The sequence below is a fragment of the Amycolatopsis sp. cmx-11-12 genome, from assembly GCF_046269425.1.
Lineage (GTDB): Bacteria > Actinomycetota > Actinomycetes > Mycobacteriales > Pseudonocardiaceae > Amycolatopsis.
On record NZ_JADNQM010000026.1, the window covers coordinates 51,726 to 65,283 of the forward strand.

The 13,558-nt window shown below is 66.4% G+C and carries 12 protein-coding genes; 2 read left to right on the forward strand and 10 right to left on the reverse strand.

Translation table 11 applies throughout. The annotated features are described in order from the left end of the window. Positions 1-34 precede the first annotated feature (34 nt). Both ACLARN_RS29870 and ACLARN_RS29875 read left to right on the forward strand, forming a co-directional pair. Complete coding sequence (locus ACLARN_RS29870; protein ID WP_409494803.1) at positions 35-1,213, forward strand: acyl-CoA dehydrogenase family protein; 1,179 nt, start codon at positions 35-37, stop codon at positions 1,211-1,213. A 32-nt stretch (positions 1,214-1,245) separates the two neighbouring features. Beyond that, entirely contained in the window at positions 1,246-1,680 is a 435-nt protein-coding gene (locus ACLARN_RS29875; RefSeq protein ID WP_409494804.1) for an SgcJ/EcaC family oxidoreductase, read from the forward strand. Positions 1,681-1,744: 64 nt separating this feature from the next. Here the strand turns inward: ACLARN_RS29875 and ACLARN_RS29880 are convergent, their stop codons facing one another. From ACLARN_RS29880 to ACLARN_RS29925, 10 genes are all read right to left on the reverse strand, one after another. After that, the gene (locus tag ACLARN_RS29880; protein WP_409494805.1) at positions 1,745-2,119 is read right to left on the reverse strand and encodes a TfoX/Sxy family protein; all 375 of its coding nucleotides are present in this window, start codon (positions 2,117-2,119) and stop codon (positions 1,745-1,747) included. A gap of 21 nt (positions 2,120-2,140) precedes the next feature. Next, positions 2,141-3,586, reverse strand: a complete 1,446-nt coding sequence (locus ACLARN_RS29885) for a DHA2 family efflux MFS transporter permease subunit (RefSeq protein WP_409494806.1) — start codon at positions 3,584-3,586, stop codon at positions 2,141-2,143. After that, positions 3,576-4,622: a carboxymuconolactone decarboxylase family protein gene (locus ACLARN_RS29890; RefSeq protein WP_409494807.1), complete on the reverse strand. Its 1,047-nt coding sequence runs from the start codon at positions 4,620-4,622 to the stop codon at positions 3,576-3,578. The genes ACLARN_RS29885 and ACLARN_RS29890 overlap by 11 nt, the downstream gene beginning before the upstream one ends. Continuing rightward, the gene (locus ACLARN_RS29895; protein ID WP_409494808.1) at positions 4,619-5,419 is read right to left on the reverse strand and encodes a TIGR03084 family metal-binding protein; all 801 of its coding nucleotides are present in this window, start codon (positions 5,417-5,419) and stop codon (positions 4,619-4,621) included. The genes ACLARN_RS29890 and ACLARN_RS29895 overlap by 4 nt, the downstream gene beginning before the upstream one ends. Positions 5,420-5,698: 279 nt before the next feature. Then, complete coding sequence (locus tag ACLARN_RS29900) at positions 5,699-7,339, reverse strand: FAD-dependent oxidoreductase (RefSeq protein ID WP_409494809.1); 1,641 nt, start codon at positions 7,337-7,339, stop codon at positions 5,699-5,701. Next, positions 7,336-7,890, reverse strand: coding sequence for a DUF5987 family protein (locus ACLARN_RS29905; protein WP_409494810.1), 555 nt, complete (start codon positions 7,888-7,890; stop codon positions 7,336-7,338). Before ACLARN_RS29905 ends, ACLARN_RS29900 begins: the two co-directional genes overlap by 4 nt. Next, entirely contained in the window at positions 7,883-9,265 is a 1,383-nt protein-coding gene (locus tag ACLARN_RS29910; RefSeq protein WP_409494811.1) for a cytochrome P450, read from the reverse strand. Before ACLARN_RS29910 ends, ACLARN_RS29905 begins: the two co-directional genes overlap by 8 nt. Continuing rightward, the gene (locus tag ACLARN_RS29915; protein WP_409494812.1) at positions 9,262-10,302 is read right to left on the reverse strand and encodes an enediyne biosynthesis protein; all 1,041 of its coding nucleotides are present in this window, start codon (positions 10,300-10,302) and stop codon (positions 9,262-9,264) included. The genes ACLARN_RS29910 and ACLARN_RS29915 overlap by 4 nt, the downstream gene beginning before the upstream one ends. Positions 10,303-10,307: 5 nt before the next feature. Continuing rightward, positions 10,308-12,257 carry a CRTAC1 family protein gene (locus tag ACLARN_RS29920; RefSeq protein ID WP_409494813.1) on the reverse strand — a complete coding sequence of 650 codons (1,950 nt, stop codon included), beginning with the start codon at positions 12,255-12,257 and terminating at the stop codon, positions 10,308-10,310. Next, entirely contained in the window at positions 12,254-13,213 is a 960-nt protein-coding gene (locus ACLARN_RS29925) for a DUF1702 family protein (RefSeq protein ID WP_409494814.1), read from the reverse strand. Before ACLARN_RS29925 ends, ACLARN_RS29920 begins: the two co-directional genes overlap by 4 nt. Between the last annotated feature and the right edge of the window lie 345 nt (positions 13,214-13,558).

Below are 13,558 nucleotides of genomic sequence, written 5' to 3' on the forward strand. Positions count from 1 at the left end.
GTTGCTGAAGATCCTTCACGAGGAGGTTTCAGTCTTGTCCACCGAAATTCCCACTCGGGAGCAACTGGTGCGGCGTATTTCCGAGCTGCGTCCGAATCTCCGAGACAAGGCCGCTTGGGCAGAGGAAAACCGGCGGCTCCACGATGACACAATCGACGCCCTCGCGGACGCCGGCGTCTTCAAATTGCGAACACCGAAACGGTACGGCGGATTCGAGGCGGACACCGCGACACTCCTCGACGTCGCGGCCGAAATGGGCATGGCGGACGGATCCACCGCATGGACGGCGGCGGTGTACTGGATTCCCACCTGGATGGCGTCCCAGTTCCCGGACGAGGTACAGGACGAGGTGTTCTCGACGCCCGACGTACGCGTCTGCGGCACGCTCAGTCCGACCGCGATGGCCGCCCCCGCGGACGGTGGCGTGGTGATCAACGGTAAGTGGGGCTTCATCAGCGGTGCCCATCACGCCCACTGGCAGGAGGTCATCGCCGTACTGGTCGGCGGCGAGGGAGAGCCCTATCCGATCATGGCTCTGGTGCCGATGTCGGATCTGCTGATCGTCGACGACTGGCATACGTCGGGTCTCAAGGGCACCGGAAGTGTCAGCACGGTGGCGAAAGAGGTGTTCGTTCCACAGGAACGTGTGCTGCCGCTGCCCGCCATGCTGCAGGGCCAGTACGCGAGCACCCGGAACGCCGACACCCCGATCTACCGGGCCCCGCTGCTCCCGGTCGCGTCCGCCTCGTCGGTCGGCAGCGTCCTCGGCATGGGCAACGCCGCCAAGGAGTTCTTTCTCAAACGCCTGCCCAACCGGAAGATCACCTATACCGCGTACGAGAGCCAGCGGGAGGCACCGCTGACTCACCTACAGGTCGCGAGCGCCTCGTTGAAACTGGATGCCGCCGAGTTCCACGCGAACCGCCTGACCTCCCTGGTGGACACCAAGAGTGTGGAAGACACCACGTGGAAGCTGGAGGAGCGTGCGCAGGCGCGCGCGGACATGGGTGCGGTTTGCGCGCTGGTCAAGGAGGCGGTGGACATCTTCAGCACCGCGAGTGGCGGGTCGTCGATTTACACGGACGTACTCATTCAGCGAATTCACCGTGACGTGCAGGCCGTCAACCTGCACGCGCTCATGCACCCCGACACCAACACGGAACTGTACGGCCGCGTGCTCTGCGGCCTCGAGCCCAACACGCTGTACTTCTGAACGCGGAAATCCTGAACAGGGAAGAGGAAACCGTGGACTCCACGAACAAGGCAGAGCAGGCGGCGGTCGCCGCACTCACGCAAAAAGTAATCTCGGCATGGGCGTACAACGATGCCGATGCCTTTGCCGACGTCTTCACCGAGGACGGCACGATGATCCTGCCGGGCCTTTACAAAAAGGGCCGCGAGGAGATCCGTACCTATCTCAAGAACGCGTTCGCCGGCCCGTACAAGGGCACCCAGGTGACCGGCAAGCCGGTCGATATCCGGTTCTTCTCGAGTGAGGCCGGCCTGCTGCTGACCCAGGGTGGCGTACTCGCCCCCGGCGAGTCGGAGGTCTCCGACTCGCAGGCCATCCGCGCGGCTTGGTTCGTGGTGAAGCAGAGCGGCGAGTGGAAGCTCGCCGCCTACCAGAACAGCCCGGCCACCACCAGCCTTCCGGCACCCGGAAGCACTTCGGTGAGCTGACCGCGCCACGCTGGTCTTGCGCCCGAACGTCCAGTCGAAGGGCGGCGTTCGGGCGCATTCACGTCTACTTCTTCTTCGGCTTCTTCACCTTGGGCGGAAGCGACGAGACATAGGCGAACGCCTGGTGCACCAGCTCGACGACCTCGTCCTGATCCACGACCGGCTTGTCGCCGAGGGATACGTATTCGCGCATCCGTTTCCCCGTCGGATCGACCGGCGTGGCCTTCTCCTCGGCGACGAGCTCTTCCCGGTCTTTCTGCGGCAAGCGCACTGTTATGTGATTCTGGTGGATCCAGGCGAACATGTTGCCGTTGACGAACGCGGCCGGGAAACCGAACATCTTCTGCCTCGCCACATGGGGATCCGGCGGCAACACCTCGTCGAACAGGTCGATCATCTCCGGTGTGGGCTTCAGCCACTTCTCACCCTTACCTGGCATTGAAATACCCTCCTATGGGTGTCATTCGATGACCTGGCGCGTGTCATCACTTGTACCGGAACCGCCCGAGCGCGTCGATGCCGCCCTTCCCGACATGGTCGCCCCGAGCGCCGCGCCGGCCACGAGTACACCGGCCAGCACGACGAGGGCCGTGCGAGCGGCGGAAAGCAGTTCCGAGGTAACTCGGTTCTGCAGAATCGCGCCGACCACGGCCGCCCCGAGCGCGCCACCGACTTGCCGGACCGTGTTCACTACCCCGGACGCGGCACCGGAATCCCCGGGCGCGATATCGCGCATGGCTTCGGTGGTCGCGGGCGCCAGGGTCAGCCCTTGACCGACCCCGACCGCGATCAGCGGGAGGATGAACGTCGCGGCGGTCGAGGAGGAGTCCGGCAGAACCCCGACTCCGAGCACGCCGAGCGCGAACAGCGCGAGTCCGGAAACGAGCAGGAACTTGCCACCTATCCGGTCGGTCAGCCTGCCGGCGACCGGAGCGACCGCGCTCAGCGCCAGCGTCCAGGGCAGGGCGCTCAGACCGGACGCGACGGGGCTCATGCCGAGCAGCAGTTGCGTCTCGAGCACGAACACCAGCAGCAGACCGTAAAGCGCGAACGACGTGATCAGCGTGATCGTGGTGGCGATGCCGAAGTTCCGGTTCCGGAACAAGGCGAGCGGCAACAGCGGTTCCGGACGGCGCCGCTCCCACAGCACGAACGCCACGAGCAACGCCGCCGACGCGAGGAAGATCGCCGGAATGGTGACCGGTCCCGCCACCGTGCCCCAGTCGTGCGGCTCCCCTTCGATCAGCCCGAACACCAGCGCGGTCAGCCCGGTGGTGGCCAGCAGCACGCCGACCAGGTCGAACCGGTGCCCGCGGCCGGTGCGCAGGTCGGGCACCAGCCGCAGGGTCGCGACGATCGCGATCAGGCCGACCGGCAGGTTGAGGAAGAAGATCGATTGCCAGCCGAACTCGGTGACGAGCAGACCGCCGAGCGTCGGCCCGCTCACCGACGCCAGCCCCGCCACCGCGGTGAAGACCCCGAACGCGGCGCCACGACGTCGTGCCGGGAAGATCCCCGAGATCAACACGAGCGCCTGGGGTACCAGCGCCGCCGCGCTGACCCCCTGAAGGACGCGGAAGACGATCAGCAGCTCCGGCGTCCCGGACAGTCCACACAGGACAGATGTGACGGTGAATCCGGCCAGCCCGGCGAGGAAGACCGCGCGCGGGCCGAGCAGGTCGCCGAGGTGGCCGAAGACGATCAGCAGCGCCGCGAAGGCCAGCAGATACCCATTGAGAATCCACAGGATCTCATCGATTCCGGCCTCGAGCACGCGCATGATCACCGGCGCCGCGGTGTTCACGATCGTCGTGTCGAGCAGGATCAGGAAGTTGGCGAGGCACAACACGCCGAGCGCGAGCCAGGGATTGGGCCGCGTACCGGCTCGCGTCAGGTCACCGTGCATCCTGGCCGGTTTTCAGTACGCCGATCCTTCGCGCCGCCGCCATACTCGCCCACGACGCTACTTCGATCAGGGTCTTGTCCTCCCGATGGACGCGCTGGAACTCCGCCACGACCGCGTCGTCGACCTGATAGGAGGCCATCGCGGTCAACAGGGCGAGGCGCCCGGCCGCGCGTTCGGACGCGGGCAACCCGATGATCGCCTCCTCGGCCCAGGCCCGGCTCGGCCCGGTCGGCTGACCGTCCCATGTGGACAGACGGGAATCGACCAGTGCGACGACCCCCTCGGGGACACTGTCCAGGGCCGCGGCGTCGATCGCCGCGGCGGCGCGGGCGAACGCGGACGCGATGACGGTGTTGCCCGCCGACCACCGCAGGTCCGACGGCAGCGGCTCCGGCGGCAACAGCGCGAGCGAGGTGCCCGGCTCGGCTGACTTGGCCGCCACCGCACCCAAGAACCTGCTGAAGAACGCGTCCGCCGCGCCGCGAGCCGCCGCCGGGATCTCGTCCGGCAGCGGCGAATCGTCGAGGAACACGTTCACCATGCGGTTCAGGTAGTGGAAGCACACCGCGACCCCGACCAGTTCCGCGGTGTGCTCGGCGGGGAACGGTCGAGCGCCCGTCGACCCGGATAGCGGCGCCCAGCCGACGATGTCCGCGATCGCCGGATCGGTCAGCGGTTCCGCCGACAGGTCTGCCGAGGATTCACCGTTGATCCCACGCACCGTCGCGCCATGCACCGTCACGCAGTACGGGCAGTTGTTCGACAGCGACACCGCGGTGGCGACGCGTTCCCTGGTCCGGCGATCGACCGACCCGGGCGCGACCAGCGTCTCCCGTAACATCACCCAGCTACCGGCGAGCGACAGCGGGGCGGCGGCATGCAGCGCGATCGGTGGTGCCAGCATGCCGAAGTCGCGCTCGACCTGGCGGTATACCTGCGCCACCAACCCCGTCGCATGCCGCGACCCGACCGGAGTCACATACCGGATCTGCCTGAGCGATCGGCGCAACGCGGTTCGCAGCAGCCTGGAGGTCATGATCCCTGGCTGAACTGCCCCGCCTCGCGGCCTTCACCCGCGGGCCCGCGATAGGCCTGGGCGATCTCCAGCCACCGTGTCGCGTGCTCGCCGGTGGCCACCAGGGCAAGATCGGCGTGATGGCGGCGCCGGGTGACCAGCAGGCAGAAATCCTCCGCTGGGCCCTCGACGCGCTGACTGGCGTCCTCCGGCCCGAAGCCCCAGGACGAACCCGCCGGCGACACCAGATCGAACCGGAACTGCTCGGCGGGCGCCTTGAGCCCCCTGGCCAGATAACCGAAGTCCCAGGTCCGCACCGCGAACGCGACCAGATGGCCGATGCGCTCCGTCCGGGTCCGGCGCACGCCGAGCGCGTCCGCGATGTCCTGGCCGTGCGCGAACATCTCCATCATTCCGGCACTCGCGAGAATGGCCGGGGGCAACGGATTCACCAGCCACGGAACGAAACCGGCGGGATCGACGGCGGCCAGCGATTTCGAGGCCGCGATCCGTTCGGACTTCCAGCGGTCGAACAGTACGGCGGGAGGATCGGACAGGAACTCCGACAGTGCGGCGTGGACATTCGCGTCGAAATCCGGCCCGAGCCTGCCGGCGAGGTTCTTGAACGCCTCGGGATCGGCCGCGGCCAGACCCGCCATCCGGAATGTCGCGGCGAGATGCGCCACCTGATGCGCGATCGTCCACCCCGACGCCGGTGTGGGCGTGGCCCACTGCTCTGGCGTGAGAGTCGCGAGCATCGCGTCGAGCTCATCACCGTCGGCGTCCAGGTCGGATATGACTTCCCGTAAATCGGCCACGCCGGTCACCTTTCCCGCGAATCGCCAAAGACTTGCATTCGAATTCGTACTGGACACAGCGTGGCCGTAATAGCCGTGCGCTGTCATGTCCCATCGTGCCCCGAAACGTCACCATCGGGATGAATACGATCACTAATGCCTAATGCGGACCGAACATGTCGCGAAAGCCACTTTCGGGACATCAGACGTCCCGAAAGTGGCTTTCGCGACACCCAGACCAGCACCCGGGCGAGCACTTAAGACACCACCTTCGCCTTACCCCTCACCAAGTTCCTGTCGTCATACCCCCACCCCGGTAGCCGTCACGGGTGCTGTCGTCACCCTGACCGGCAGCGGAGCGCCGTACTCGACCCGCACCCCGCGCTGCCGCGCCGCCTCGACGATGCCGGGAATGGCGCGCTCGGCCAGCGCGGCGATCGTCAACGCCGGGTTCACGGTGAGCGCGCCGGGAACCGCGGAGCCGTCGGTGACGAAGATTCCGGGATGGTCGCGCAGTTCATGCCGGTCGTCTAGGGCAGAGGTCTCGGGGTCGTCGCCGATCCGGCAGGACGCGAGAGGGTGCACCGTGTAGGCGCCGACCACGTCATTGGTCCACGGCATGACCTTGGCCAGCCCGTCGCGCTCCAGGATCGACTTGACCTCGGCGTCCGCCATCGCCCAGCCGCGCAGGGTGTTCGGCGTCGGGTCGTAACGCAGCGACCCGCGGCCCAGCATCTGCTGGGATATCCGGTAGGCGTTGCCGGTCGGCGGCGGCGGGCCGAAAACGCCCTCGTTGTCGTCCTCGGTCATCAGGAAGATGGTCAGCCAGGAACGCCATCGGCTGAGCATCTCCTTCTTGTCGAGGCCGAACCAGGCCGGGCCGTCGGCGTCGGGCGCCTGGGCCAGGATCGTGCCGAGCCCCGGCGGGAAGTACAACTGTTCGAGAGAGAAGCGGGTGTACTCCGGCCGCGAGCCGTCGAGCTTGTCCCAGTTCGCCACCACCGGACCCTTGCCGATCTGGTTCGCGGCGTAGGCCTGCCCGTCCTCGCGGGACAGGCCGAGCACTTCGCTGACACGGTCTTCGTTGATGAGCGCGGTGTTGAGTCGCTCGCCGTTTCCGGAGAAGTACCGGCCGACCGCTTGGGGCATCGGCCCGAGCTCGGGCTCGGAGCGTTGCAGGATGACGGGCGTGGCCGCGGCGCCCGCGGCGAGGACGACGATCTTGGCGTCGATGGCGCCGCCGGGACGCTGGATCCGGTAGTCCACCTCGTCGACGAGGGTGTAGTGGATCCGGTAGTCGCCGTCGTCGTTCTTGGTGATCCGCTGGACCTCGTGGAGCGGGCGGATGTCCGCGCCGTGGCTGACCGCGCCGGGGATGTAGTTGAACAGCAGCGACTGCTTGGCGTCGAACCGGCAGCCTGCCATCATCCAGTTGCAGTTGGTGCACTTCGCGGCGTCGATCCCGACCGGAACGGGGTTGGCGGTCCGGCCGGAGTGGTTGCACGCCGCGGCCCACAGCCCGCCGGCGTAGGTGACCTCGCTCCAGTCCTGCTTGCGAACCGGCACCACTTCCGAGACGCGGTCGTACCACGGGTCCAGCGTGTCGCGGCTGATGGCCGCGGGCCACATGCGGCGCCCGATACTGCCGTGCCGGTCGAAGACGAACCCCGGCGCCCTCGGCAGCGCGGCGAAATACACCACGCTGCCCCCGCCGACGCAGTTTCCGCCGAGCACGCTCATACCGTCGCCCGCCACGAAATCGAATACCCGGGTGTACGACTTACCGAGAAGATAATCGTGGTCGAAATCCTCACCGGAAAGCCATGGCCCGCGTTCGAGAACGACGACGTTCGCCCCGCCCGCGGCCAGATGATAGGCGGCGATGGCACCACCGAAACCGCTGCCGACGACAACGACATCCGTCTTCTCGGTCGCGCTCACGCCAAGCTCCCTGACTCAGTGGTGTCCGGATGCGATTTCGCCAGCACCCGGCCGTACGAATACTTCGGGAATCGCCACAAGCCGTCGGTGTCCGGCTTGGCGAAACCCATCGCGAGCAGGCCGGGGTGTCCTTGTTCGATGGCGTCGGTGAGGCTCATGTGCGCGGCGCTGTCGTAGGCCATGTTGCTGAACAGGGCGAGCAGGACCCACCCGTCCTTCTCCGGATGGCCCGGTGTGGTGAGCCGCTCCACCAGCCGGGTCCGATCGGGGAACGCCAAGGCCACGAAGGGCGGAACGGACTCGTCCAGGGTGAGACCGAGTTCGTGCGCATAGGCTTTCGCGTGCCCGTTGAGCGCGGCCGACAGCGGGCCGAGGCCTTCCGAGACACCCGTGGCGTTCCACTCGAGCAGTTCGATGGCACCGGCGGCGACCGCGCCGCCTCCCTCCGACACACCCGCGATCGCCCGGTCGTCCGGCGATCGTTTCCCTCCGGGGATGATGGTGTCCGCGAACGCTTCTATCGTCATCGTCTGAAGCTGGTAGTCATCCATTTCCGATACCCTCGTCATCCGCCGAATGGACGGTCATGGGCAATCCGCCACGAACGCGCAACGACAGCATCGGTTCCGCGACCACTTCATATCCAGGCTGCTTTTTCAACCGCAGCTCACGGCTGATCATCGCGATCACGAATACCGCTTCCATCATGCCGAGGTTGCTACCGACACAGAATCGAGGACCGGCCCCGAACGGGAGGTAGGCATACCGCGGACGACTTCCGCTGTTCTCCGCGGAAAAACGTTCCGGCTCGAAGCGCTCGGGATCGTCCCAGAACTCCGGATTGCGGTGCAGCGTGTAGGGACAGACCACGACGTCGGCGCCTGCCGGGACCGGGTAGCCGCCGATCTCGTCGGCCTGCTGGGCCTGCCTGGTGAGGATCCACACCGGCGGATACAGCCGCATGACCTCCTCGACCACCATGGTCGTGTAGGTCAGCCGGTGCAAGTCCTCGTAGGCCGGCGGCCGGTCGCCGAGCACCTCCACCGCCTCGGCGTGCAACAGCTCGAACACTTCCGGATGCCGGTCCACCAGGTGAAAGGTCCAGCCCAGCGTGCTGGCGGTCGTCTCGTGGCCCGCGAGCAGCAAGGTGACCAGCTCGTCCCGCATCCGCCGCCTGGCGACCTCCGGCAGAGGCTCCTCCCGGGTCGAACTGATCAGCCGGGTCAGCACGTCGTCGCCGTCGGCACGCGGGTCGGCCTTGCGCTCGACCACCAATGCGTCGACGATCCGGTCGAGATCCTTACGTGCCTTTCGAAACCGCAACTGCTTCGGCAGCGGGATCCACGTCGGCACCATGCTCAGCGAGACCATCTCGAACATGGCCTGGTCCTGCACCGCCTCGAACGAATGCCCGATCGAGTCGAACGCGCCCAGATCCGCGTCGAGCAGTGTGCGCCCGAGCACGCCGAGGGTGAGCCCCGTCATCTCCTCGACGACATCGACGGGGCCACCGCCCGCGTGTGCCCTGAGTCTGCCGACGAGTTTGGCGGCCTCTTCGGCGACGATCCCCGCCTGCGCGGCGATGCGTTTGTGCTGGAACACCGGTTGGATGGTTTTCCGCTGTTTGCGCCACAGCTCGCCCTCACTGGTCAGCAAACCGTCGCCGAGCGCGCGTTTCGCCTGGGCGAGGCCGATTCCCTTGTGGTAATTCCCACTGTTGTCGGCCAGCACGTGCTTCGCGTATTCCGGATGGTTGAAGAAATAGAGCGTCTTCGGTCCGATGGCTATCCTGGACGCGTCCCCGTAGGTGTCGGCGGCCGATTGCATCAGGGCGAGCCGGTCACCGACGAGTTTCCTGAGCAGACCGAGCGTCCGGGTACGCGGCGGGCCGGGCAGCGGCCGGGTCCGCTGTGGCGCGATGGTCATGTCCGCACCGCTCTCTTGTCCCCGTCCGAACCGTCCAGGGTCGCGGGCGGCGCGGGGGTCAGCGAGGCGGTCACCTTGCCCTCACCGTTGGTCTCCGGTGCGGCCGCGTCGGCCCGTTGCTTCGCCTCGAATTCCTCGCGGGCCTTGTTGGAGAAGTGCAGGCCCCACAGGAACAGGCCGCGGATGAGACAGACGATCGCCGTCGCGAGGAAGATGCCATAAGCGATGTGCGCGACCATCAGGAAGCCGTAGATGATCGCCACGCCGGAGCCGAACGCGATCTGTGAGGCCGGTTTCGACGGACTGGTTCCAGGGTCGGTCACCATGTAGTTGGTGAACAGGATGAAGGCGACACCGGTCATCATGCCCAGTGCGGCGGGTATGGACGTGTCGAAGAAGATGCCACGGATGACCGCCTGCAAAGCGAAGGTGATCAGCCAGGCGCCGATCAGCCACATCCGGCCGGTGAGCTTCCCGTTGAGCATGGTGCCGCCGAGGATGATGATCGCCGGCACCAGCCAGTCCACGAATCCCGAGACATGCTCGGTGAAGTGGTACGGCGGCGCGATGTTCACCCAGGAGAACAACAACAGCAGGACCGTGATGCCGAAGTTCGACGGGTTCATGTAGTGCCTCAGCCTGCCCCGCACCGGGGCGCGGAGGACCCACTTCGTGCCGACCGCGACCACCACTCCGAAGATCAGCACCCAGACCTGGTCGTTGACGTAGATCAGCATGTTCATGGCGAGACTGGTGATATGCGCCGGGTAGAGGAATTCCACCATCCCGCGAACGCCCTGGCCCGCGTAGCGCGGCGCCCTGTGGTCGATTCGGGCGGCGAGTGTCTCCAGGCCGATCTCCACGGTATAACCGGTGAGCAGCGCGATGAACGGCCAGACCCACGGCTGCTCGAAACCCAGCAACGCGTAGCCGAGGATGTTGAACACCGAGATCGACATCGCGAAGTTGCGCAGTGCGATGGTGACCTTGGGGTCGTGCCGCGGCGGCGCCGCGGTGCTTGTCGCGTTGTCAGCCATGCCGATCACTTCTCCTTGGCCTCGGCGCCTAGCAGCAGGGTGTGCCAGCCAGGGGTCAACTTCAGGTCCTGTTCGTGGATCCGCCCGCTTCGGTCACGCCATTTCAGGTGCACCTGGACCGGGCCGTGGATCTTGTCGCCGAGGCCGATGTGCACCTCGTTGCTGCGCTTGCCGGAGTGACCACTGCCGCCGTCGACGCGGCCGACGTGCTTGCGCCCGTCCGGGGTCGTCACCGTCACCTGCGTGCCGACCGCCGGCGTGCCGGCAGCCTGCCCGGGTGCGGCGTCGTGGCACAGGCGCAGCCCGAGATAGGCACCCGCGTCCTTGGCGACGTTGTGGTAGAAGACCGGCTGGTCCCACTGCCGGGCCACGGCGAAGTCGAGCTTGCCGTCACCGTCGGAGTCACCGGTCGCGATGCCCCGGGTGGGCACCGGCACGTCGAGCTTCAGCGCCCCGGAGACGTTGCCGTAGGTTCCGTCGGCGCCACGGGCGTAGAAGGCGAGGCGCTGGCTACCCGCGATGTCGTCGCCGTGGTTGACGTTCGGCCACGCGGTGGGGTTGGACAGGATCCCGTCGTTGGCCGTGGCCAGCTCCTGCAGCTGCGGCCACCGGTTCACCTGGCCCTTGACGAACCCGGTCGTCTGGGCGATCTCCAGGACGCCGTCATTGTCGAAGTCACCCGTCTTGACATCCCAGCCCCACCCGGACCACGCGGTGCGCGAGGGCCCGCTGGTGTCGGCGAACGGCGGAGTGCCCTCGGCGAGCTTGGCCTTCACGTCGGCCTGGTCCTTGGCCGTGTTCATGAACTGGAAGTTGCTCTCCTCGATACCCCACGAGGTGGTGATGTTGCTGACGAACATGTCGTACAGGCCGTCGCCGTCGAGATCGCCGAAGTCGACACCCATGCCCTTGAACGAGTCGATGCCGACCTGTTTGGACTTGGGGATGACCGGCGAGCGCACGTCCTTGACCAAGGAGAACTTCAGGTTGCCCGGAGTGGATTGGTTGTACAGGAGGTTGTCCGGCCCGAAGTCGTTGGCGAGGTAGAGCTCCGGAAGGCCGTCGCCGTCGAGGTCGTTGGCCGCGGCGCCGAGCTCCCATCCCTTCGACACGTCGACCGGCAGCGCGCCGTCGACGCGCTGGTAGCTCACCGCCGGGCTCGCGCCCGCCGTCGCGCCGGTCCAGCGGAAGAAGTAGTCCTCGCCACCGTTGTAGGCCGCCGACATGGAGTCGTTCATCTCGACACCGCCGGACACCCGGTCGTCGAGCACCGGTCCGTGCGGGAAATAGTTCGTGATCAGGATGTCGCCGTGCCCGTCGCCGTCGAAGTCGTCGAAGGCGACCGCGTTGGTGTTCCATTGCGGCCCGGTGTATTCGCCGCCGCCGTTGCCCGCGACCAGTTCGGTCGGGAGGAACGCGGCGGGGGTGAGCGCGGTCGCGTCCGGCTTGGCGAGGAACACGATCGGAGTGCGTCCCCAGTAGTAGACCAGCAGGTCGGTGCGGCCGTCTTCGTTGAAGTCGCCAGGCAGGCAGCCCATCGGCGCGATGTGGTCGTTCATCGGCAGTGGGCTCGTCGACAGCGCGAACGGCGCATATCGTCCCGCCTTCGCCCCCGGCGTCGGGGTGACGACCACCTGGTCGATTCGCGGATCGGTGACACAGAGATCGTTGGCCAGGCCGTCACCGTCGACATCGTTCATCGCGATGGCGGCGCCCACCGAAGAGATCCACGCGTCGATATGCTGATAATCCTTGTTGACCTTGCGGATCTCCTGTTGCGGAAAACCACTCGGCATCGCGATCGAAATCGGAGTGAAACCGAATTTCCCGGCAATACTTGCCGTCTCGGCGGCGGAGGTCTCAGGCTTCTCGGCGACCACGAACATGGCCGCCATCAATACCAGCGCGACCACGCCTGGTAGTTGCTTGCGCAACCAGCCGGCTACAGACTTCACTGACTGACACCTCCAAGAGAGACGAATTCCCCGGCGATACGCTGCCGCCATACCTCGAAGGCGGGCGACTCACCGTCGACGACTTTGTCGGGGCGGAGGTCCTGGGTGATCCGCGCCGCCTTCTCGGCGGAGAAACCACATAAGACCCGAGTGGCCATTTCGGTGTGCGGCACGAGCAATCCGGCTCGGATTCGCGCCTCGGCCCCGAACGCGCTGCCCTGTGCGACCTGGGAGCGGAATCGGCCCGCCCGGTCGGCGAAGACGCGGAGCTCTTGCTCATCGGCTCCACCGGCATAAGTCGCGGCGAGCCCGGCCCCGCTGTACAGATCGGCCCGGCGCGACGCGGGGAACTTGTCGATCATGGACGCGACACGTTCGGCATCGGTACCGCCGACGAACCACATCGCACGACCTATCCCCTGGTCGATGGCGTTGGTGGCATACGCCGCCGGACCCTGCGCCGGCCACGGGAAGTCCGGCTCCTGGTAGTGCTCGTGCACATAGCGCGCGGTGTGGAAATAGGCCTGGTGGAACCCGTACCCATCCAGCACGAGCCAGCGCAGCAGCGGGTCGGTGGTCGCGCTCTTCGGCCACCGGAACCTCGGCAGCCGCGCCATCGCCCAGCCGATTCCGACATAGATCATGTAGATATGCGGCGCGCCCGGTCCGGCCAGGAATTTCTCGGTGAGCCCGCTCGGGCCGAGCGGCAACCTGTCCCGGACGGTGAATCCCATCGCGGCACCCTCATAAGCGAACCCGCGGAAGCGCACCGGGACGGTTTCCAGATTCTCCGCGGCCTCATCGACGGTGCGCGCTTCGGCGGCATACCCATACCCCTCGAGGAACGTCTTACCGACGCTCTCCAGCATTTCTTGGGCAGCCGCACTCTTCTTGTGAAAGCCACGAACGTCCAGTGACGTCGCCGAAACATTTGGTGTCAATACACGGCGTCGCATCGCACGCCAACCAGTCCCCAATGTGATCCGCCTCCGTCAGTCCGTCGCCCGGCGATTCATCTCAACAAGAGCTTCACAGGTCCCTGTGGCGCCGACCACTTCGAAGGTGCTCTGGTTCCCCCGCCACGTAATGAATCGGCATAGCATCGACAAACCCACTGTCCGAAGTGGACAGTGGATAGAGACGGATATTTATTCGACTTATCTGATCATTTCACCCGGATCACTCAGGACACCAGTGTCGCGTGATCCTGCGGGTCTTACCCGTGACTGGACGGAGATCTCGCGTGATCAGGCGGAGATCGCGCGTGATCTCCGCCTGATCACGCGTAACCGCCGCCTGAT

Bases quoted from the DNA above. Each gene is read 5' to 3' on its own strand.
- ACLARN_RS29885 (WP_409494806.1), bottom strand. From the start codon at position 3,586: ATGCACGGTGACCTGACGCGAGCCGGTACGCGGCCCAATCCCTGGCTC.
- ACLARN_RS29890 (WP_409494807.1), bottom strand. From the start codon at position 4,622: ATGACCTCCAGGCTGCTGCGAACCGCGTTGCGCCGATCGCTCAGGCAG.
- ACLARN_RS29905 (WP_409494810.1), bottom strand. From the start codon at position 7,890: ATGGATGACTACCAGCTTCAGACGATGACGATAGAAGCGTTCGCGGAC.
- ACLARN_RS29910 (WP_409494811.1), bottom strand. From the start codon at position 9,265: ATGACCATCGCGCCACAGCGGACCCGGCCGCTGCCCGGCCCGCCGCGT.
- ACLARN_RS29925 (WP_409494814.1), bottom strand. From the start codon at position 13,213: ATGCGACGCCGTGTATTGACACCAAATGTTTCGGCGACGTCACTGGAC.
- ACLARN_RS29915 (WP_409494812.1), bottom strand. From the start codon at position 10,302: ATGGCTGACAACGCGACAAGCACCGCGGCGCCGCCGCGGCACGACCCC.
- ACLARN_RS29880 (WP_409494805.1), bottom strand. From the start codon at position 2,119: ATGCCAGGTAAGGGTGAGAAGTGGCTGAAGCCCACACCGGAGATGATC.